The following is a 20,800-nucleotide window of genomic DNA, read 5'->3' as shown; positions in this document are numbered from 1 at the left end:
GGTGGCAAAAGGTGAGTGAACTCGCTATGCTTTGCCACATTACGCGTTACAACAAATAGTGAGTTCAACTTGACTCAACAGTTTACAACTCGGCTGACGCAACTGAGCGCAGCAATGGCTGATACCGGTGTGCTAGGCATACAACGTGGTATTGAACGTGAAGCATTACGTATTTGTGAACAAGGGAAGTTGGCGCCAAATGGCCACCCTAAAGCACTAGGCGCTGCTTTAACGCATCCTCTCATTACTACCGATTACGCCGAGACATTGCTGGAGTTTATTACGCCAGTATCAGATAGCGTAGAACAGGTGTTGTCGCGGCTTACCGATATTCATCACGAAACGATGAAGCAGTTAGACGGCCAGCGTTTATGGCCGTTGAGCATGCCTTGTTACATTGGTGATGAAGAAGACATTGTATTAGCTGACTATGGTCAGTCTAATATTGGCAAAATGAAACACGCCTATCGCCAAGGATTGCGCCATCGTTATGGCAGTGCCATGCAAGTGATCTCGGGTGTGCATTATAATTTCTCATTGCCGATGAGCTTTTGGCAGAATCTGCAAAAAGTGGAGGGTGACCAGCAAGATATTGCTGAATTTATCTCTCAGCGTTACATGGGCTTAATTCGTAACTTTTATCGTTACGGGTGGATGGTTGCCTACCTATATGGTGCTTCACCGGCTTTATGTGGCTCGTTTATGAATGCAGGCGACAGTGAACTGGCATTTGAAACCATGGGTAAAGGTACCTTGTACTTGCCTTATGCTACGTCATTACGTTTAAGTGATTTAGGTTATACCAGCTCGGCTCAGCATCAATTAGACATCAACTACAACAGCGTTAGTGAATACGTTAAAAGTGTCCGTAAAGCTGTAAGCACTCACTCCGATGAGTTTGCCAATATTGGTGTGAAAGTTGAGGGTGAATACCGCCAGCTTAACGCTAATATTTTGCAAATCGAAAATGAGTTATACGCACCTATTCGCGCTAAGCGGGTGGCTAAACCTGGGCAAACACCTTCTCAAGCCTTGGCTGAAGACGGCATTGAATATATCGAAATTCGTGCTTTAGATGTTAACCCGTTTAGTGGTGTAGGCGTAACAGAGTCACAAGTTAGAGTGATTGATAGTTTATTGTTAGCGTGTGTATTGATGGACTCACCAGAGATGGACCAAAACGAGTTACAGCAAAGCCGAGATAACTTTAATACAGTGGCTATTCAGGGACGTAATCCGGCACTAGAGATGACCATTGCCGGGCAAACTCAAGGCTTACCTAAGCATATAGAGCAGCTGCTTGAGCAGATGAGTAAAGCAGCTGAATTGCTAGATGTTCAACGTGAAGCCCCTGACTTCTCGAATGCTCTAGAAGAGGTGATTGCTGATATCAGCAATGACAATACCTATTCATCTCGTTTCTTACGTTTGCTTAAAGCTCAGGCTCAAGATAACAGCGGCTTAGGCTTGCAATGGGCTGCACAATATCGCGAAGAGATGCTTGGTCATACGAGTATTAACTGGCAAGATCAAGACTTTAGCGCGATGGCTGAGCAAAGCTTTATTGAGCAACAAGCAATAGAAGCTGGTGATGACCTCGATTTTGATGACTTTTTAGTGAAGTACTTTGAGAATGCCAATAGATAAGGAAGTGCCTGTAGTTAAGTTCGCCAAGGCTTTGGTGGTCATTCTAGGTTTAAGTGTATTGGCGGGATGCAGTAGTGCGCCGCCGCAAGACCCAGAAAACTTGTGCAGTATTTTTGAAGAAAAGCGCGATTGGTATAAATCAGCCAAGAAAATGAACAAGAAGTGGGGAACCCCAGTGCATGTTCCTATGGCAATGATGTATCAAGAGTCTAGCTTTAAGCATAATGCTCGCCCACCGATGCAATACTGGTTTGGTTTTATTCCGGTTGGTCGAGCAAGTACCGCTTACGGTTATAGCCAAGCCAAAACCATGACTTGGGATGATTATGTGCGGGAAACAGGCAACTCTTGGTCTTCTCGCACTAACTTTGATGATGCGATTGATTTTATGGGCTGGTTTACCAACAAAACCCATAAAATAAACGGTGTATCTAAGTGGGACGCGCGCAACCAATACTTGAACTACCATGAGGGATGGGGTGGCTATAAACGCGGTACTTATCACCAGAAACAATGGTTAGTAAAAGTAGCCGGTACGGTAGACCAACGTTCTAAACGTTACGCCGCACAGTATAATAAATGTAAAGAAGATCTAGATAGTAGCTGGCTATGGCGACTGTTTTTTGGTTGAATACACCCCATTAAGTCATCTTGGCTTAGCTAGGATTTGAAGAGAGATAATCATGCCTTTATTAGATAGTTTTACCGTAGACCATACACGTATGCATGCTCCTGCAGTTCGCGTAGCAAAAACCATGGCGACGCCAAGCAAAGACACCATTACTGTGTTTGACCTTCGTTACTGTGTGCCAAATGAAGAAATTCTGTCAGAAAAAGGCATTCATACTTTAGAACACCTTTACGCTGGCTTTATGCGCGAGCATTTAAATTCTGCCAATGTAGAGATTATTGATATCTCACCAATGGGCTGCCGTACTGGTTTTTACATGAGCTTAATTGGTAGCCCTAATGAATCTCAGGTTGCTGAAGCGTGGCTAGCGTCTATGCATGACGTATTAGCGGTAGAACAGCAAAATGACATTCCAGAATTAAATGAATATCAGTGTGGTACTTACTCTATGCACTCGTTAGATGAAGCAAAAAGCATTGCTAAGAACATCATAGACCGCGGCATTAGCGTAAATAAGAACGACGAACTAGGTTTGTCGGATGAGATTTTAGGCAAGTTGTAATTAACCATTGCGATTAAAAAAGCCAGCTTAACGCTGGCTTTTTTGTTAGATAATTTTATCCAATTATTGTGGGCTAATTGGTTTTCTCTTTTGGCTTAGCGTAAAAGGCTGGCATCACTCGCGCTAAGCTCACGGTATTGTTTTCTATTTCTACAATCTCGATAGGGTATCCAGCCAAGCGTAAGCACAAGTTAGCCTCGGGAATATCTTCCAGATGCTCTACAATCAAGCCATTGAGTGTTTTGGGGCCATCGGTAGGTAGCTTCCAGCTCATCTCTTTGTTTAAATCTCTAATGTTCACCGTGCCGTCGATTAGGTAGCTACCGTCGATTTGCGGGTGGATTTCTTCACTCGGCGCAGGTGCGATGCTAGTGGTAAAGTCACCCACAATCTCTTCTAGAATATCTTCTAGCGTCACTAAGCCTTGAATATCTCCATACTCGTCAACTATCAGCCCAATTCGCTCTTTGCGTCGTTGAAACTTCAACAGTTGAACATTCAGCGGTGTACCTTCGGGAATAAAGTAAATCTCTTTGGCAGCACGCAGCATGGACGTTTTATCAAACTGTTCGCGAGACAACAAACGTAATGAATCTCTTGAATGCACAAAACCCACTGAGTCATCAATGCTATCGCGGAACAATAAAATTCGAGTATGGGTACTTTGAGTTAGTTGCCGAAGAATACTGTCCCAATCGTCGTTAATGTCGATGGCGGCAATTTCGTTACGTGGGATCATAATGTCATCCACGGTAACTTTTTCTAGGTCAAGAATACTTAACAGCATGTCTTGGTGGCGCTTAGGTATCAGCGTACCGGCTTCATCCACCACGGTGCGTAATTCTTCAGGGTTAAGGGCTTCGTCGTCTTTGCTGTTAGGATTTACTCCCAATAAGCGAAGTAGGCCATTAGTAACACCATTGGTGGCCCATATTACCGGAAACAGTAACTTCATGAGCGGGCGCAACAAAAGCGAAGCAGGAAACGCAATGCGCTCTGGATAAAGTGCCGCCATGGTTTTAGGCGTGACTTCTGCAAAAATTAAAATAACAAAAGTGAGCGCTAAGGTGGCAATGGCTACACCCACATCGCCAAACAAGCGTAATCCAATAATAGTGGCAATTGCCGAGGCGAGAATATTCACCAAGTTATTACCAATAAGGATTAAGCCAATTAAGCGGTCTGGACGTTGCAGTAATTTGTCGACGCGGCTCGCTGCGCTGTGTTTGGTATTCACCAAGTGACGCAGGCGATAGCGATTAAGCGACATCATGCCAGTTTCAGAGCTAGAAAAGAATGCAGAGCAAATAATGAGGAATACGAGCAGTATCAGTAAGCTACTCGTAGATATGTCGTCCAAGCAGGAAAATCCTTGATTTATATAACCGCCCTAATTTATATGCTGGCTTCAAGGGCTGTCAAGGTTAGATTGTTAGCTAAGGATGATTTCCTTAACAAAGCGTGAGCCAAAATAGGCTAAACTCAGCAAGATTGAACCAATTACCGTCAAGATCACCACCGACTTACCCCGCCAACCTCGATAATGGTGGCCCCAAAGTAATGCTGAATAGATAAACCAAGCGATTAAACTAAAGATAGCTTTATGGCCGCGGCCATTAGCAAAAAAGTCGGTGAGAAATACAAAACCGCTAAGCAAAGAAATACTCAGCAATATCAAACCAACTCTAATTAGCGTGAATAATTGTTTCTCAATGCCCATCAATGAAGGCATAGCCGGATGAATGGCCCCTGGTTTGTGGCGCTTTAAGGTCCAGTCTAAATAGGCCATTTGTAGGGCATATAAACTCGCTATCATCAGCACTGTAAAGGCTGCAAGAGCTACACTAATGTGTATTAGAACTTGTGGTTTAAGCTCTAAATGAATGATGTAATCACTGGGGATAAGTACCGCGAGTAGCATCGTTACAATGGCAAATAGGTACACAACCGGCAGAACAAACCACAACTTAAAGGGCTTGGCTAACGCTGTTACGGTCATCGTGATAAGTAAACTTACTAAACCCGCTACGTTAAAAATGCTTAAATCTTGGCCCTGCGCCAAAAACAAATGTTGGAATTCCCAAATACCATGCAGCAGCATGGCGCAGCCGGCACTTAGCCAAAGCCACTTATTTGCGCCACTTCGTTTATTTAGTAAACCGGTTATGCAGACATACGCGGCCAACAGATAAAACACAGTGGTAGGAAGAACCAATACATTCATGATTTAACGCTAACTAACTGATTGTTTGGGTTCAGTATACGCGCCCAATACAGTCAGGGCTAGAATTAGCTTTTAGAATATCCTTGCTAAGGTATAATGTGCCCGCTGAACTATGCTCGCTATATGATCAACAGGAAAAAGCATGTTTGAAAACTTATCTGATAGACTCTCGAAAACGCTAAAAAATATCAGTGGCCGCGGCCGATTAACTGAAGACAATATTAAAGATACGCTGCGTGAAGTGCGTATGGCCTTGCTAGAAGCCGACGTAGCCCTGCCGGTTGTTCGTGAGTTTGTCAAACGAGTAAAAGAACGCGCCTTAGGTCAAGAAGTCAATAAGAGCCTTAGTCCTGGTCAAGTCTTTGTTAAGATTGTTCAACAAGAACTTGAAGCCGCCATGGGCGAATCTAACGAAAGTCTAGATTTAGCTGCGCAGCCGCCAGCGGTTGTGATGATGGCTGGTTTACAAGGTGCGGGTAAAACCACTTCGGTAGCCAAACTTGCTAAATATTTAAAAGAGCGCGAAAAGAAAAAAGTGATGGTGGTGAGTGCCGATATTTATCGTCCTGCCGCGATTAAACAGTTAGAAACACTGGCTGCTGAAGTAGACGCTATTTTCTTCCCAAGTACTGAGCAACAAAACCCGGTTGATATTGTGAATGGCGCGATTGCTGAAGCCAGAACTCAATTTGCTGACGTATTGCTTGTAGATACTGCCGGTCGTTTACATGTTGACGAAGACATGATGGCCGAAATTAAAGCGCTCCACCAGGCTGTTGAGCCAGTAGAGACCTTGTTTGTGGTAGACGCCATGACCGGTCAAGATGCTGCCAACACCGCTCAAGCTTTTAATGAAGCCTTGCCACTCACTGGTGTCATTCTTACCAAAACAGATGGTGATGCCCGCGGTGGTGCAGCATTGTCGATTCGCCATATTACTGGCAAGCCAATTAAATTTATGGGTGTGGGTGAGAAAACCGACGCCTTAGAACCTTTCCACCCAGATCGTATCGCCTCACGCATTTTAGGCATGGGTGACGTACTGTCTTTAATCGAAGAAGTTGAGCGTAAGGTTGATAAAGACCAAGCGCAAAAGTTGGCCAAGAAAGTACAAAAAGGCAAAGGCTTTGATTTAGAAGACTTCCGTGAGCAGCTGGTGCAAATGAAAAGCATGGGCGGCATGATGGGCATGATGGATAAATTGCCAGGCATGGGTCAAGTGCCAGACAATGTTAAAGATCAAATGAATGATAAGCTCACCAATCAAATGGAAGCCATTATTAACTCAATGACACCAGGTGAGCGTAAGCGCCCTGAAATCATTAAAGGCTCACGTAAACGCCGTATCGCGGCAGGTTCTGGTACTCAGATCCAAGACGTAAACAAACTGCTGAAACAATTTACCCAAATGCAAAAAATGATGAAGAAAATGTCGGGTAAAGGCGGAATGCGTAAAATGATGAGCCAAATGAAAGGCATGATGCCTCCAGGTGGAATGGGCGGCATGGGTGGTATGGGCGGCGGTGGTCGCGGCCGATTCTAAGTTGCTATCAAAAAGATGATAAAAGCCCAGCTAGATGCTGGGCTTTTTTGTGTAATAACACTACCTTATTAGATACTACTGGAAGCAGGGGACGGGCTAATGAGGTTTGAACTGAAAACCCACGCTAGCAAAGAAGAGATAGAAGAGATTAGAACTGAGTTAATTAGCTTTAATCAGCCCTTCCTCAAGGGGGTTAAAGAGGAATCTCTTGCTCTTTTTAGCTACGATGAGCATGAGCAGAAAATCGCTGGAATAACCGCAGAAATATTTGGCGAGTGGTTATTGATTAAGCTGCTCTGGGTAAAGGAGTCTCATCGAGGCCAACACTTAGCCACTCAGTTAATCTCGCAACTAGAGCAACATGCTATTGGTTTAGGTTGCCGCCATGCTCATGTGGATACCTTTAGTTTTCAGGCTAAGCCCTTTTACGAAAAACAAGGTTACCAATGCCAAATGACGCTAGATAATTACCCGGTTTCAACGGCAATGTTTGTGTTAACAAAAGTCTTAAAGTAAAGATTATTCCCAATAAAAAGCCCAGCTAGATGCTGGGCTTTTTTAGTTTTGATCTAGCCTAGTAAAGTTCAGCCATTAATTGTTGTAGTTGGCTAAAGTCTAGTGATTTATCAGCATCTACACTGGCATCACTCGGTGATGGGTGAGCGCATAACACAATGCCGTCAGCGCCTAATAACTTGGCGGCTTTGGCCATTGGAGCTACCGAGCTTAAATCTTCTACCGCTTCGCCAGGGTTTACTACAATCGGTAAATGGGTGCGTTCGCGTAGCAAGCTAATGGCGCCTAAATCTAAAGTGACTTTGTTTTTGCCTTCGAGGGTTCTTACGCCAGCTTCACACAAAATAACTTGTTGATTACCTTGAGCCAGAATGTAGTCGGCGGCATGTAACCATTCATCAATAGAGGCCATATTGTTGCGTTCTAGCAGTATAGGGCGAGTAGATTTACCGAGCTCTTTTAGCAGGTTGAAGTTTTTCATATGACGAGAGCGCACGTGCAATATATCGGCTTTGGCAGCTAGAGTGACAACTTGATCAACAGCACTTACTTCGGTCATGGTAGGCAGCTTGTACTTTTTACCTGCAGCATTTAAGTAATTTAACCCTTCTTCGCCTAAACCTTGGAAGCTATACGGTGAACTACGTGGTTTAAAGCAGCCGGCAGCTAAAACCGCAGCGCCGCTTTCTTTGGTTGCGCCTGCACAGTTAATAATCTGCTGTTCTGATTCCACCGCACTTGGGCCAGCAAAGGTCACGAACCCGCCGTCACCAATTTTCACATCGCCAACTCGAACTATGGTGCTGGTTGATTTATGTGAGCGACTTGATAGCGCGCCATCAGATTGGATAGTGCTAATCAAGCTTGGCGCCACTTTGTTTTGGTCACGTTTGTTGGCCAGTGCTTCTAGTGGAATTAGGGTTGGGTCAACATTCTCACTGGGGTAGCAGCCAAGCACTTTTATATAACGGGTTAGGCGAGTGAGCTCGGCCAAGGCCGATTGCATTTGCGCTGACTTAACGTTGGCAGATACATCCACATAAAACATCTCTTCCCAGGGATTACCTTGAACCGGACGAGACTCTAACTTGCTCATGTTTATATCGTGTTCGCGAAGTACTAATAGTGCTTCAACCAAAGAGCCTGCATGTTGCGCGGTTGACATAATAAAAGTCGTTCTCGCAGGTACTTGCTCAGCAACCTCCACCGGTTTACGAGAAACCACAATGAAGCGGGTATAGTTTTGCTGTTGATTGGCAATGTCGGTTTTAAGGGCTTGTAGGCCATACATTTCGCCCCCCACTTTACTGCCAATCGCACCTACTGTGAGATCATCGCCACTGGCAACAACCTCCATGGCTTTTGATGAGCTATCTACAAAATCGACGCGGGTACTGGCCAAAGTACGTAAGTACAAATTACATTGTGCGTAAGGCTGTGGGTGTGCATATAAGGTGGTAATTTGTTCTAGGTTGGCGGCAGGGTGGGCTAATATGCAGTGATCGATGGCAATAGACAGTTCACCTACAATCGACAAGCTGGTGTGCTGCATCACATCGTACACTTCGTTGATGCTGCCTGAGCTGGTGTTTTCTATCGGTAGCATACCGTAATCTGCTTGGCCAGATTCCACAGTATCAACAATGTCTTGAAAACCACTGCAGCCAAACTCAACAATTTGCTTTTTGTAACGAGAGAAATACTGATGAGTAGCAATGTTGCTGTAAGAACCTTTATTGCCTAAAAAGGCGACTCGAACTGCTTGGGCGTGAATGTCTGGGTTGGTAATACCTTGCAAAAAAGCTTGCTGTGAGAGCACCGAGTCTTCAATGATTGTGTGATAAAGCTGAGTCACATAGTGAGCGTCTAAACCCAGCTCGCGGCCTTTATTGATTAACTTTACTAAAAGCAGTTGCTCGCGCTCTTGGTCGCGGATCGCTTTTGGGTTTTCTATTTTGCTTTTGGCTACTTCTACACTAAGTTGGCGACGCTCGGTGAGTAAATTTAATAGCGATTGATCGAGCTCTGTTATTTTTGTTCGGATCTGCTCTAAGTCAGCCATGTTGTATTCCCTGTCTAAAAAAAAAGCCCCCTAGTAGGAGGCTTTATGGATTCTGTGTGTTTTCTTTTTTACACCAATTCCGTCCGCCTCCCTAAAAGGGTGGAGTAAAAAAGAAACCAAACAAAAATCGGGTGTTTAATAATTTCATGCTGTCAGACTAAAAAGCAATCACTGTAAAGTCAAGTAATACCAAGCGATTAGTTACTTGGCATTACCTGTATTACTTAGCCTTATGCGGCTTGTTCATCCTCGGTACTCAGCTCGTCTTCAACGGGCTCTCGTAAGAAATCTTTCCCTGAGCGGCTAGCGCGGTGAGCGTTGGGCTTATCTTGGAAGCGGTGTAATTGGCGTTCCAGCTTTTGCCCTAGGTTGTTAATGGCCACACTCAAATCTTGGTGCGCATCACTGGCAAACAGTTGTCCGTTTGGCAGGTTAATCTTCGCTTCTATTTTTACCTTTTTGTTGTCAGTGGTAATGGTCACTTTTGGTGAAATGAGCGGGATTTGGTTTTTTTCCAATTTTTCAAAGCGCGCGGCAATGTGCTCGCGAATGGTTGGGGTAATAGAAATGGTTTTACTGGTAATATCAATAATCATAAGCCTCCCAAAGACTATCTAGTAATTATTTCACTTCCAGAATACGATTTTAAGAAATAAAAAACCAGATCTAGATCACTATTTCTTAAGGGTTAGCTTTAGCGGATTAAGCAATGTGACTGCTTAGCAAAAAGTATTATAAATTCCTCAAAATCGCTTGAATCTTGATGGCTAATTCGGCACATTGGAATAGATAACAAGCGGTTGATGTTAGTCGGTAGTTAGAATTTCTCTCAAACCTAAGGACAACTAGCTTTATCTTTAACCACTATGGACAGTAAAAAGCCCATTAAAGCTGTACTGAACTCCTCTTTTTCATCTTCTGAGTTTACTGCTTCCCTCTCCCAACTCGCGCTGGCCTTAGCGGCCCAACCTAGCGAGGGTTTCTTTAATGAGATACTTTCCCAGTTAGCCAAGCGCTGTAATGCTTATGAAGCTTATATAGCCCGCTTTGACTCTCGCGCTCCTCAATTACCCTGTATTGCTTATTGGCGCGGTGGTCAGTTTGTTCAAAACAAACTGAGCCCTGCTACTCCCAAGTTGTTGGCGGCAATTAGACAACATTCAAGGCTGACAATTAGCGATTTTTCTGCATGTTATCCCGATTATGCCAGTGTTCAACCCGAACTTACGGTCAACATAAATGGCTTTTGGGCGCAGCAAATTGTTGAGCAAGATAGGGTTGTTGGTTATATGGCGTTTAGCTTTATTGATGAAGACTTCGACGCTGAACGGCTAAGCCATTTGTGCCAACCATTTATCGCCCGTTTAAACGCGGAATTTTTGCAATATCAACAGAATGAGGCATTGAGCCTGTCGGCTGTGGCTTTTGAAAGTAATGAAGGCCTTATTATTACCGACGCCAATTATCGTATTGTAAAAGTAAATAAGGCTTTCGCTCAAATTACCGGTTACCCATCAAGTGAAGTATTAGGTTGTGAGTTAAGCGCAATATTTGCCAGCCCTAATCCGGTTTTTATTGAAGAAGTTAACGGCACGGTTCGGCGCAAAGGCGAAGTGCAGCGAACCCGCAAAAATGGTCAGCAATATACTCAATTGGAAACCATAACTGCGGTGCATAATAAAGGCTCGGCAGTCACTCACTATGTTGTGTGTATTCAAGATATCTCTGCCAGTATTGAATCAGAGCAAAAAATTCAGCACTTAGCTTTTTATGATGAGCTCACTGGTTTACCTAATCGGCGTAAGCTGCATGAAGAGCTATCGATATGTTTTAGTCGCGCCAAAAAGCAGCATGCTATTGGTGCTTTGCTATTTATCGACCTTGACCATTTTAAGAATATTAATGATTCGTTGGGGCACGCCGCAGGGGATTGGGTATTGCAACAAGTGGCTCATCGTTTACAAGATTTGATTCGAGAAGGGGATGTTTTAGCGCGTTTAGGCGGAGATGAATTTGTTTTGCTACTGGCTGACTTGGGAGAGAGCCCGCCTCATGCTGAGCAGCAAGCCAATATTGTGGGAAAACGACTGATTCAAACTATTTCTGCTCCTTATCCATTTGATGGTCAATCGCTGCATATAGGCGCCAGCGTGGGAATTACGTTATTTCCAGGTAAAGGCCAAACCGCTGAAGATTTGTTAAAGCAAGCTGACACAGCCATGTATCAAGCTAAATCGGCCGGGCGACGCACTGTAATGTTCTTTGATGATGGCATGCAGCGCCAAGCCGATAAACGTTTGCAAATGAACAATGCCTTACGCAACGCCTTGGCTAATCAAGAACTGCTGCTTTATTTCCAGCCGCAACATATGGTGTCCACTGGTGAATTAGTGGGTGCAGAGGCCTTAGTCCGTTGGCAGCCTGAGGGAAAAAACATTGTTTCGCCCACCGAGTTTATTCCTATGGCGGAAGAATCTGACCTGATTATCGATATTGGAATGTGGGTATTAGAGCAAAGCTGTAAACACATGGCTAAGTGGCAGAAGATGGGGCTGTTGTTACCTGAGTTATCAGTAAATGTGAGTGCTAAGCAATTTCACCACCCTGATTTTGTCGATAAAATTGAAGAGCTTATGTCTCGTTATCAATTGGATAGCGCGATGCTCAATTTGGAAATTACCGAATCGGTGGTGCTGGGGCATGCTGAAGATACCATTCGCAAAATGGAGCAGCTAAAAGATATTGGTTTGCGTTTTTCAATAGATGATTTTGGTGCTGGGTATTCCTCTTTAAGTTATTTGAAACGCTTGCCAGTGGATGAGCTCAAGATTGACCGCTCCTTCATTAGAGATATTCCACGAGATAGTCGAGACATGGCCATTGTTGATGCGGTGTTAGCCATGGCTAATCACTTAGGCTTTACTGTTACCGCCGAAGGAGTGGAAACTCGCCAGCAATTGGAATTCCTTAAACAACAAGGATGTACCTTTTATCAAGGCTATTTATCCAGCAAAGCAATCCCTGCAGACGCAATGGAGCGATATATTCAACGTTTTCAGCGGAAATATTCCCAATAGCCCTTTATCTTTTGCTTTCGAGTCGGGTATAACTAGGTGTAGATATTAGTTAAGTTGATGTTTCAACTCACTCAATAAGGAAGCGCCCATCATGAAACGGCTGTTATCGGCTTTTTGTATATTGGTTTTTAGTTTTGCTCATGCCGAGGAATTTAGTCGTTCTCACGCTTTAGTGATGCACGGTGAGCCTGCCTTACCTGTTGATTTCACGCAGCTTCCCTATGTAAATGTGAATGCGCCCAAACAAGGCAGCATGACTCATGAAGCGCAAGGTACATTTGATACCTTTAACCCGTTTATTGTTAAAGGGAATCCCGCCGCTGGTGTAGGCCAAATATACGATACCTTGCTCACCGCTAATAATGATGAAGCCTTTGCCCAATATGGCTTGCTAGCTGAAAGCATTGATATGCCAGAAGACCGTTCTTGGGTGCGCTTTAACCTGCGCCCTGAAGCTCGCTTTCACGATGGTGAGCCAGTGACCGCAGACGATGTGGTATTTACCTTCAACTTACTGCTAGAAAAAGGCGCGCCGTTTTATCGTGCTTATTATGGCAGTGTGAAGGAAGTGGTCGCCGAATCGAAACAAAGCGTGCGCTTCAATTTTGTTGACGGTACTAACCGTGAGTTGCCGCTTATTTTGGGGCAATTACCCATCTTGCCTAAACACTTCTGGCAACAGCATGATTTTTCTAAAGCCGATCTTACCTTGCCACTGGGTTCTGGTCCCTATCAAATAGCCAAATTTGATACTGGCCGTTCAGTGAGTTACGCCTTGGTAAAAGACTACTGGGCTAAAGACTTACCCATTAGCCGTGGCCGTAATAATATCGCAACCATTAACTATGAGTATTACCGAGACTCTTCAGTTGCCCTTGAAGCATTTAAAGCAGGGCGAATTGATTACCGCATAGAAACAAGTGCTAAAGATTGGGCAACAGCTTATACAGGGCCAATGTTTGATAGCGGGAAAATCCACACCGACACGTTATTAAACGAAAACCCGCAGGGTATGCAGGGCTTTGTTTTTAATACTCGCCGCCCCTTATTCAACCAACCAGAAGTACGCAAGGCCATTGGTTTGTTGTTTGATTTTGAGTGGACCAACGAACAGCTTTTTTATGGTGCTTATAAACGCACCGACAGTTATTTTGCCGCCTCAGAGTTAGCCGCTACCGGTTTACCGCAAGGTGGCGAGTTAGCCTTATTAGAACCTTTTAAAGACCAATTGCCTGAAGAAGTATTCACTAAAGAATTTAGCCTAGAGAAAACCCGCGGCGACGGTAATATTCGCCCGCAAATGCGTGAGGCTTTGGCTCTGCTGAAAGGCGCAGGATGGACCCTGAGTAAAGGCCAATTAGTTGATGCTAACGGCAAGCAAATGCACATTGAGTTTTTAATTTATCAAAAAACCTTTGAGCGCATAGTGCTGCCGTATACCCGTAATTTGCAGAAAATCGGTATTAGTACTGAAGTACGGGTAGTGGATGTATCGCAATACGTTAACCGAGTGCAAAAGTTTGATTTTGATATGGTGGTAGGCAGCTTTGGCCAATCATCTTCACCGGGTAACGAACAACGCGATTTTTGGGGAAGTAAAGCCGCAGAGCATGTAGGTTCTCGTAACATTATTGGGGTAAATAGCCCGGTAGTAGACAAACTTATTGAAGCGGTGATTGGTGCTGATGATAGACAAGCATTGGTTGATGCTACGCGCGCTTTAGATCGCGTATTATTGTGGTCGTATTACGTGGTACCGCAATGGCATTTAAACGCGTGGCGGGTGGCTTATTGGGATAAGCTTAAGCGCCCAGAGCGTAATCCAAAATTCGCCTTAGGTCTTGATAGCTGGTGGGTAGAATAAAACCTCAATGACTAGCTACATTCTGCGTCGCCTTTTATTGATGATCCCTACCTTGTTGGGGATTATGACTCTTAACTTTGTGATTATTCAGTCGGCCCCTGGTGGGCCCGTTGAACAAGCCATTGCCAAAATTCAAGGTATTGATACCTCGGCAACTCGCCGCGTTGATTCAGGCGTGGACACCGAGATTATTCAAACTAACAGCGGTGGCGGCGGCTCTAGCCAATATCGCGGAGCTCAAGGTTTACCGCCAGAGTTAGTCAAAGAACTTGAGCAACTTTATGGTTTTGATAAGCCAGTGCACGAGCGCTACTTTGATATGCTGGGCAACTATCTGCGCTTTGATTTTGGTGACAGTTTCTATCGTGATAGCTCAGTTGTAGATCTCATACTTGAGAAAATGCCCGTCTCTATTTCACTCGGTTTATGGACCACACTATTGGTTTACGGTATCTCTATTCCTTTGGGGATCCGCAAAGCGGTGCAGCATGGCAGTCGCTTTGATGTTTGGAGCTCGACATTGGTTACCGTCGGGTTTGCTATTCCTAATTTCTTGTTCGCAATTATGTTGATTGTGTTATTTGCTGGAGGCAGTTACTGGGATTGGTTCCCGCTGCGTGGATTAACCTCCACTAATTGGGAAGAGCTCAGTTTACTGGGTAAAGTGGGCGATTATTTTTGGCATTTAGCCTTGCCTGTTACCGCCATGGTAATTGGCAGTTTTGCTACCTTAACCATGTTAACCAAAAACTCCTTTTTAGATGAAATTAACAAGCAATATGTACTGACCGCACGTGCTAAAGGTTTAACCGAAAATCGCGTGCTCTACGGTCATGTATTCCGTAACGCTATGTTGTTGGTTATCTCCAGTTTGCCAGCCACTCTTATAAGCATTTTCTTAACGGGTTCATTCATGATTGAAGTGATTTTTTCGCTTGATGGTCTGGGCTTGTTGGGCTTTGAGGCCGTGGTGAATCGTGATTACCCGGTGGTATTTGGCACCTTGTATATGTCTACCTTAATTGGTCTTATCTTGAAGCTTATTAGTGATATTACCTACACCATGATCGATCCTCGAATCAACTTTGAGGGGAGGCAATAGCATGGGTGTAGTTGCACAATGGAAACGCGCTAAAGCTAGCCCGCTTAATCAGCGAAGATGGTTACAGTTTAAGGCTAATAAACGCGGATATTGGAGCTTTTGGTTATTCTTACTGTTGTTTGTGGGAAGTATGTTTGCAGAATTTATTGCTAACGACAAACCAGTGTTAATCCGCTATCAACAGCAATGGATGATGCCTATTGTTAGTCACTATACCGAGCTTGAGTTTGGTGGTGATTTAGATATAGAAGCCGATTATTCAGACCCTTACATTCAAGAACTGATTGAAGAGCAAGGCGGCTGGATGATCTGGCCTCCGGTGCACTTTTCTTATGATACGATTAATTACAATCTCACCGAACCTTCTCCGTCGCCACCAACGCTAATCAATTGGCTAGGCACCGACGACCAAGGCAGAGATGTATTTGCTCGCTTGCTTTATGGCTTCAGGTTGTCTGTGTTGTTTGCTTTAGTATTGGCAATAAGCAGCTCTGTGATTGGCGTAGCGGTAGGTGCCATGCAAGGGTATTTTGGTGGGCGAGTGGACTTGCTAGGCCAGCGCTTTATTGAGATTTGGTCGGGCATGCCACAAATGTTCTTGCTGATTATTTTGTCTAGCTTGGTACAGCCTAGCTTTTGGTGGCTATTAGGTATTTTGCTGCTGTTTAGCTGGATGAGCTTAGTGGATGTAGTGAGAGCAGAGTTTTTACGCGGCCGAAACTTAGAATATGTAAAAGCCGCACGGGCGTTAGGCGTGGGCGATCGGGCGATTATGGCTCGACACATTCTGCCTAATGCAATGATCGCTACGTTAACCTTTATGCCGTTTATCTTTATTGGCGGCTTAACAGCATTAACGGCCTTAGATTACCTAGGCTTCGGTTTGCCTCCTGGCTCTCCCTCACTAGGTGAAATGGTGGCTCAAGGAAAGAATAATCTGCAGGCTCCATGGTTGGGTATTACTGCTTTTTTCTCTATGTCGATAATTTTAATTCTGTTGGTGTTTATTGGCGAAGCGGCGCGAGATGCATTTGATCCGCGAAAACGAGTATAGGTAGCTGCAATGAATAAGTTATTAGAAGTAAAACAGCTATCGGTGTGCTTTGGCCTGCCTGAACCAGTAGTTAAGAAAGTGAGCTTTGATGTATTTCAAGGGGAGACTTTGGCCTTGGTGGGCGAGAGTGGCTCTGGTAAATCGGTAAGCGCTTTATCGATACTATCCTTACTGGGTGAAAATGCTGAAGTGACAGGCGACATTTTGCTTAATCAGCAATCGGTGCTTAATCAACCGGTTAAATTGTTGCAAGCGCTGCGTGGCGATCAAATTGCGATGATCTTTCAAGAACCACTGACGTCGCTAAACCCACTGCATAGTGTTGAAAAACAAATTAGTGAAGTATTGTGTGTGCACCGTGGCATGCATAAGCAGCAAGCGCGGGAGCGCGTGCTAGAGCTACTTGATTTAGTGGGTATTGTTGAACCAGAGAAACGTTTATCGAGTTTCCCTCATCAGCTATCTGGTGGACAACGGCAGCGAGTAATGATTGCCATGGCATTAGCGACAGAGCCTAAACTGCTGGTCGCCGATGAACCTACCACAGCCTTAGACGTTACCATTCAGCAACAAATTTTAGAGTTACTGCAAGAGCTTCAACAAAAATTGGGTATGGCGATATTGTTGATTACTCATGACCTAAATGTAGTGCGCGGTTATGCCGACCGTGTCGCGGTAATGAAATGTGGTGAGCTAGTCGAAGTGAATAACTGCAAAGCGCTATTTGCAGAGCCGCAACATCCTTATACCAAAATGCTGCTCGATTCAGAGCCAGTGCGAGAGTTTTTGCCAGAGGCCAAGCAAGAGATGTTGCTTGATGTAAACAAACTCAAAGTATGGTTTCCAATAAAGCGCGGTTTTTTACAGCGCACGGTTGATCACATTAAAGCGGTCAATGGTATAGATTTTCATTTGAAGCGTGGAGAAACTCTAGGCATTGTTGGCGAGAGTGGCTCTGGCAAAAGCACCTTAGCTCAAGCTGTATTAAGGCTTACCGACAGTGAAGGAAGCATTGCCTTTAAAAGGGAGTTTATTCAAGACCATTCCGTTAAACAAATGCGCCCATTGCGGCGCTTCATGCAGATTGTTTTTCAAGACCCTTTTTCTAGCTTGAGCCCGCGGATGTCGGTATTGCAAATTATCGGCGAAGGTTTGAATCTTCATTTCGATTTAGACGAACAAGCGCTTAAGCAGCGGGTATCAGAGGCGCTCATTGATGTCGGTCTAGAGCCCGATACCATGCATCGTTACCCTCACGAGTTTTCGGGTGGGCAGCGGCAACGTATTTCTTTAGCTCGCGCGCTAGTATTAAAGCCAGAAGTGCTGATTCTCGACGAACCTACCTCGGCATTAGATTGCACGGTACAAAAGCAATTGTTGGAGTTACTACGAAAACTTCAGCAAAAATATAACCTTAGCTACTTGTTTATTAGCCACGATTTAGCGGTTATTCGCGCCTTAAGTCACCGAGTGATGGTGATGCAACATGGGCAATTGGTTGAGCAAGGCGAAACCGAACAACTTTTTTCGCAACCTAAGCAAGAATATACTCGCCGATTAATCAATGCTGCGTTAATCTAAATATCAGTAGACTCAGTGATAGGGTGCTATAAGCAATGCTTCAGCGGTTGTGGCAAGTAGTAGTTTGTATGATTTGTGGAAGCAGCCTGAGTTTAGCGCAGGCTGTTGATTTGACTCCGCAACAGCAAGCTTATAATGAAGTAAGAAAGCTGCAGCGCAGCCAAAAGTGGGATAAAGCGGAGAAGTCTCTCGCTAAACTAAGTCAGTATCCTCTTTATAATTACCTTCAGTATTACCAGTTACGCGGCCAAATGCGTAAGGTCTCTCAAGACCAGGTAGAACAATTCATGCAAGATAACCCACAGTCCTACCTTCGCCACGCCATTCAGCGGCGATTTATGGTGGAACTGGCTCGGCGCAAAGAGTGGCAAAGCTATCTCGACTTTTACCCTAAACTACCCAACAGCACAGATTTACAGTGCTATCACTATTACGCCAATTTAAAAGTTGGCGACGCTGAATACGCTTGGCAAGGTGCCGAAAGCTTGTGGCTACATGGGCGCTCTCGTCCTAAGTCTTGTGACCCTTTATTCGATAGTTGGCAAAAAGCTGGCAATATTAGCGACAAGTTACGTTGGCAGCGGATGTTACTGAGTTTTCAGGCGAATCAAGTTAGCTTACTCAAATACCTCTCTAAATCTTTATCAGATTCAAAAAAGTCTGATGCCAAGTTGTTGATTGATGCCTACTCCAAACCAATGGCTGTTATCAGCTCCGGTAAACTTAAAATAAACCAATCTAGCCGCCATCAAGAAATTGCATTGTTAGCCATAAAACGCCTAGGGCGCAAAGATTTAGTGGCTGCGGTAGAGCATATCGAACGTTGGTCGAAGCCCTTAAGCAAATCGAGTTCTCTATTCCATAGTACCGAGCGTTACTTAATTGGTAGGGTAATGAGTGATCCCAGCCCAGAGTTGCTCAAATGGGCCGACCGCCAGCTACGTTTACAACCCCATACCAGTACGATAGAGCGGCGGATCCGCTTGGCCATTTCGCAGCAACAATGGGACCAAATTGGTTTATGGATTGCGCGTTTGCCTGAGGCTAAACAGCAGCAAGAACGTTGGATTTATTGGCAGGCTCGCTCGCTAGTGGCACTTGGCCAAAAAGAACGCGCCACTCCAACCATAGAAAAATTGGCCGAAGAACGTAGCTATCATGGATTTCTAGCCGCTCAGTACTTGGGTCAAGATTATCAGTTAGGGGAACAACTCCATCAAACCTCTGACGATACTTTAGTGCAGCTAAATCAGCACCCAGTGGTACTTAAAGTGAAAGAGTTATTGGCACTTGAGGAGTATTACTCGGCGCGCACAGAGTGGGATACCTTGCTGCGTCGCTCAAGCTTGTTACGTCAGTTAGATTTAGGGGTATTAGCCTTAAGCCATAATTGGCAAGATTTTGCCGTTCAAGCCTCTATTGTTGCTAAGCAGTGGGATCAGCTAGAAATGCGCTTCCCTTTAAGTTTTGCTAAAGAGTTTGAGTACTTTGCTAATAAGCGCCAAGTAGAAGCTAGCTTGTTATTCGCAGTTGCACGACAGGAAAGTGCCATGTATCCGTTAGCTCAAAGCACTGTAGGTGCTCGAGGCTTAATGCAGTTGATGCCTGCAACCGCTAAAGAAACTGCGCGTAAAATTGGCTTTACATACCGCTCACGCACGCAGCTATTTACGCCTGAAGACAATATTAGATTGGGTAGTGCGTATTTAGATGGTTTGCTTAATCGATATAAAGGCAATCGAATTTTGGCCGCCGCAGCTTACAATGCAGGCCCACATAGGGTGAGCCGATGGTTAGCCGATAGGGGAGATGTTCCTGCCGATGTATGGGTAGAGTCTATTCCTTTTAAGGAAACCCGCCACTACGTGCAAAGTGTATTAGCTTATCAGGTGGTGTATCAATATCGGCGCCAGCAAGAGATTACGCCATTCCTAACGCCAAAAGAACTGGCTTACCCTTATGGCAAGCCGAAAGGCTAAGTCATTAGTACTGAACATTGGGTTTAAGTGTTTTGCTTCGCTATGGAAGCCGTGATGGGATGGTTGAGTTAATAGAGTTATGAAAGGCGTATAGCGAGAGCTTACGCCTTTTGTTTAGCGCTCTAAAGCAGCCTAGGGACTAAGGCGGTCGACTTTCCAGCCTTTTGCATCACTGGTGTAGCGAAACCTGTCGTGTAAACGATCGGCTTTACCCTGCCAAAATTCAATGCTGTCTGGCACCACTCTATAGCCGCCCCAAAACTCGGGTAAAGGAATGGGTTTGCTAGCGAACTCTTGTTTGTAGTGTTGTACTTGTTGTTCTAGCACTTCACGCTCAGCAATGACTTGGCTTTGGTGGCTTGCCCAGGCACCTATTTGGCTGCCACGGCCACGACTGTGAAAGTACGCTTCAGATTGCTGGTGGCTCACTCGTTCTACACGACCTTCAATTCGAACCTGGCGTTGTAGGATGTTCCAGTGAAAAGTGATACAAGCTAGTGGTTGATGATCTAACTCTTGGCCTTTTCTACTGCCATAATTGGTATAAAAAACAAAGCCTTGCTCATCAAATTCTTTGAGTAATACCACTCTGGCAGAGGGGCGGCCATCTGGCCCAACTGACGATACCGTCATCGATTCTGGTAATACAATGCCAGACTTCTCTGCCTGCTGTAGCCACTCGCCAAACAATTCAAATGGATCTTCGTTTCCTGTTGGCTCCGGTGGTGACAACAGTACGCCTTGGCCTAAGGTTAACGCGCAACGTATTTTACTTAACAGTGACATAATCAATTAGCTTAATTGGTTGATGCAACGAACAAAATGTTGCATGAAGAGATAAAAAGTGAATAGCCGATTTTGGATCATAGTTTACACTCAGAAACACAGTTTAACTATCAAGTTTTGCTTTGGCTTGGTATAGTTTTGCCTGGTTCGGATTTCAAGTTTAATTCTGCTT

At 44.6% G+C, this 20,800-nt stretch carries 16 protein-coding genes and 1 other annotated feature; of the genes, 11 read left to right on the top strand and 5 right to left on the bottom strand.

Annotated elements, in window-relative coordinates; translation table 11 throughout:
• Window positions 1–69: 69 nt before the first annotated feature.
• Genes gshA through luxS form a run of 3 tightly spaced genes read left to right on the top strand, consistent with a single transcriptional unit; the run spans window position 70 to window position 2,840 of the window.
• Complete coding sequence (gene gshA / locus Q4549_RS19140) at window positions 70–1,647, top strand: glutamate--cysteine ligase (protein ID WP_303553972.1); 1,578 nt, start codon at window positions 70–72, stop codon at window positions 1,645–1,647.
• Window positions 1,634–2,278, top strand: a complete 645-nt coding sequence (locus tag Q4549_RS19135; RefSeq protein WP_303553971.1) for a hypothetical protein — start codon at window positions 1,634–1,636, stop codon at window positions 2,276–2,278. Before gshA ends, Q4549_RS19135 begins: the two co-directional genes overlap by 14 nt.
• A gap of 52 nt (window positions 2,279–2,330) precedes the next feature.
• A complete protein-coding gene (luxS, locus tag Q4549_RS19130) occupies window positions 2,331–2,840 on the top strand; it encodes an S-ribosylhomocysteine lyase (protein WP_137671589.1) in 510 nt (169 codons plus the stop codon).
• A gap of 73 nt (window positions 2,841–2,913) precedes the next feature.
• On the opposite strand, the gene Q4549_RS19125 is transcribed toward luxS, so the two are convergent.
• Both Q4549_RS19125 and ccsA read right to left on the bottom strand, forming a co-directional pair.
• Entirely contained in the window at window positions 2,914–4,200 is a 1,287-nt protein-coding gene (locus Q4549_RS19125) for an HlyC/CorC family transporter (protein ID WP_137671588.1), read from the bottom strand.
• A 72-nt stretch (window positions 4,201–4,272) separates the two neighbouring features.
• Window positions 4,273–5,064 (bottom strand): inner membrane protein YpjD, encoded by a 792-nt coding sequence (gene ccsA, locus Q4549_RS19120; RefSeq protein WP_137671587.1) that lies wholly within the window; start codon window positions 5,062–5,064, stop codon window positions 4,273–4,275.
• A gap of 142 nt (window positions 5,065–5,206) precedes the next feature.
• Between ccsA and ffh the strand changes: the two genes are divergently transcribed.
• Together ffh and Q4549_RS19110 are read left to right on the top strand one after the other, a co-directional pair.
• Window positions 5,207–6,607 (top strand): signal recognition particle protein, encoded by a 1,401-nt coding sequence (gene ffh, locus Q4549_RS19115; protein WP_303553970.1) that lies wholly within the window; start codon window positions 5,207–5,209, stop codon window positions 6,605–6,607.
• A gap of 99 nt (window positions 6,608–6,706) precedes the next feature.
• Window positions 6,707–7,123: a GNAT family N-acetyltransferase gene (locus Q4549_RS19110; protein WP_303553969.1), complete on the top strand. Its 417-nt coding sequence runs from the start codon at window positions 6,707–6,709 to the stop codon at window positions 7,121–7,123.
• 58 nt (window positions 7,124–7,181) lie between these two features.
• Here Q4549_RS19110 and aroF read toward each other — a convergent pair whose 3' ends face one another.
• Window positions 7,182–9,185, bottom strand: coding sequence for a 3-deoxy-7-phosphoheptulonate synthase (gene aroF, locus Q4549_RS19105; RefSeq protein ID WP_137671584.1), 2,004 nt, complete (start codon window positions 9,183–9,185; stop codon window positions 7,182–7,184).
• Window positions 9,186–9,201: 16 nt separating this feature from the next.
• Window positions 9,202–9,329: a sequence feature (Phe leader region), on the bottom strand.
• Window positions 9,330–9,415: 86 nt separating this feature from the next.
• Window positions 9,416–9,781: a ribosome-associated translation inhibitor RaiA gene (gene raiA, locus Q4549_RS19100; protein ID WP_137671583.1), complete on the bottom strand. Its 366-nt coding sequence runs from the start codon at window positions 9,779–9,781 to the stop codon at window positions 9,416–9,418.
• 270 nt (window positions 9,782–10,051) lie between these two features.
• On the opposite strand from raiA, the gene Q4549_RS19095 reads away from it, so the two are divergent.
• The 6 genes from Q4549_RS19095 (at window position 10,052) to Q4549_RS19070 (ending at window position 19,842) form a co-directional block, all read left to right on the top strand.
• A complete protein-coding gene (locus Q4549_RS19095) occupies window positions 10,052–12,262 on the top strand; it encodes a bifunctional diguanylate cyclase/phosphodiesterase (protein ID WP_303553968.1) in 2,211 nt (736 codons plus the stop codon).
• Between the two features lie 91 nt (window positions 12,263–12,353).
• Entirely contained in the window at window positions 12,354–14,126 is a 1,773-nt protein-coding gene (locus tag Q4549_RS19090) for an extracellular solute-binding protein (RefSeq protein ID WP_303553967.1), read from the top strand.
• Window positions 14,127–14,133: 7 nt separating this feature from the next.
• Window positions 14,134–15,228, top strand: a complete 1,095-nt coding sequence (locus Q4549_RS19085) for a microcin C ABC transporter permease YejB (RefSeq protein WP_303553966.1) — start codon at window positions 14,134–14,136, stop codon at window positions 15,226–15,228.
• A gap of 1 nt (window position 15,229) precedes the next feature.
• On the top strand, window positions 15,230–16,282 hold the full coding sequence (locus tag Q4549_RS19080; protein ID WP_303516370.1) for an ABC transporter permease: 1,053 nt from the start codon (window positions 15,230–15,232) through the stop codon (window positions 16,280–16,282).
• Window positions 16,283–16,291: 9 nt separating this feature from the next.
• Complete coding sequence (locus Q4549_RS19075) at window positions 16,292–17,863, top strand: ABC transporter ATP-binding protein (protein ID WP_303516372.1); 1,572 nt, start codon at window positions 16,292–16,294, stop codon at window positions 17,861–17,863.
• A 35-nt stretch (window positions 17,864–17,898) separates the two neighbouring features.
• A complete protein-coding gene (locus Q4549_RS19070; RefSeq protein ID WP_303553965.1) occupies window positions 17,899–19,842 on the top strand; it encodes a transglycosylase SLT domain-containing protein in 1,944 nt (647 codons plus the stop codon).
• 132 nt (window positions 19,843–19,974) lie between these two features.
• Here Q4549_RS19070 and pdxH read toward each other — a convergent pair whose 3' ends face one another.
• Window positions 19,975–20,628 carry a pyridoxamine 5'-phosphate oxidase gene (gene pdxH / locus Q4549_RS19065; protein ID WP_303553964.1) on the bottom strand — a complete coding sequence of 218 codons (654 nt, stop codon included), beginning with the start codon at window positions 20,626–20,628 and terminating at the stop codon, window positions 19,975–19,977.
• Window positions 20,629–20,800 lie beyond the last annotated feature (172 nt).

This window comes from Agarivorans sp. 2_MG-2023, assembly GCF_030548085.1.
GTDB lineage: Bacteria > Pseudomonadota > Gammaproteobacteria > Enterobacterales > Celerinatantimonadaceae > Agarivorans.
The sequence above is the reverse complement of the archived record's forward strand: the minus strand, read 5'-3'. Positions and strand labels throughout refer to the sequence as shown.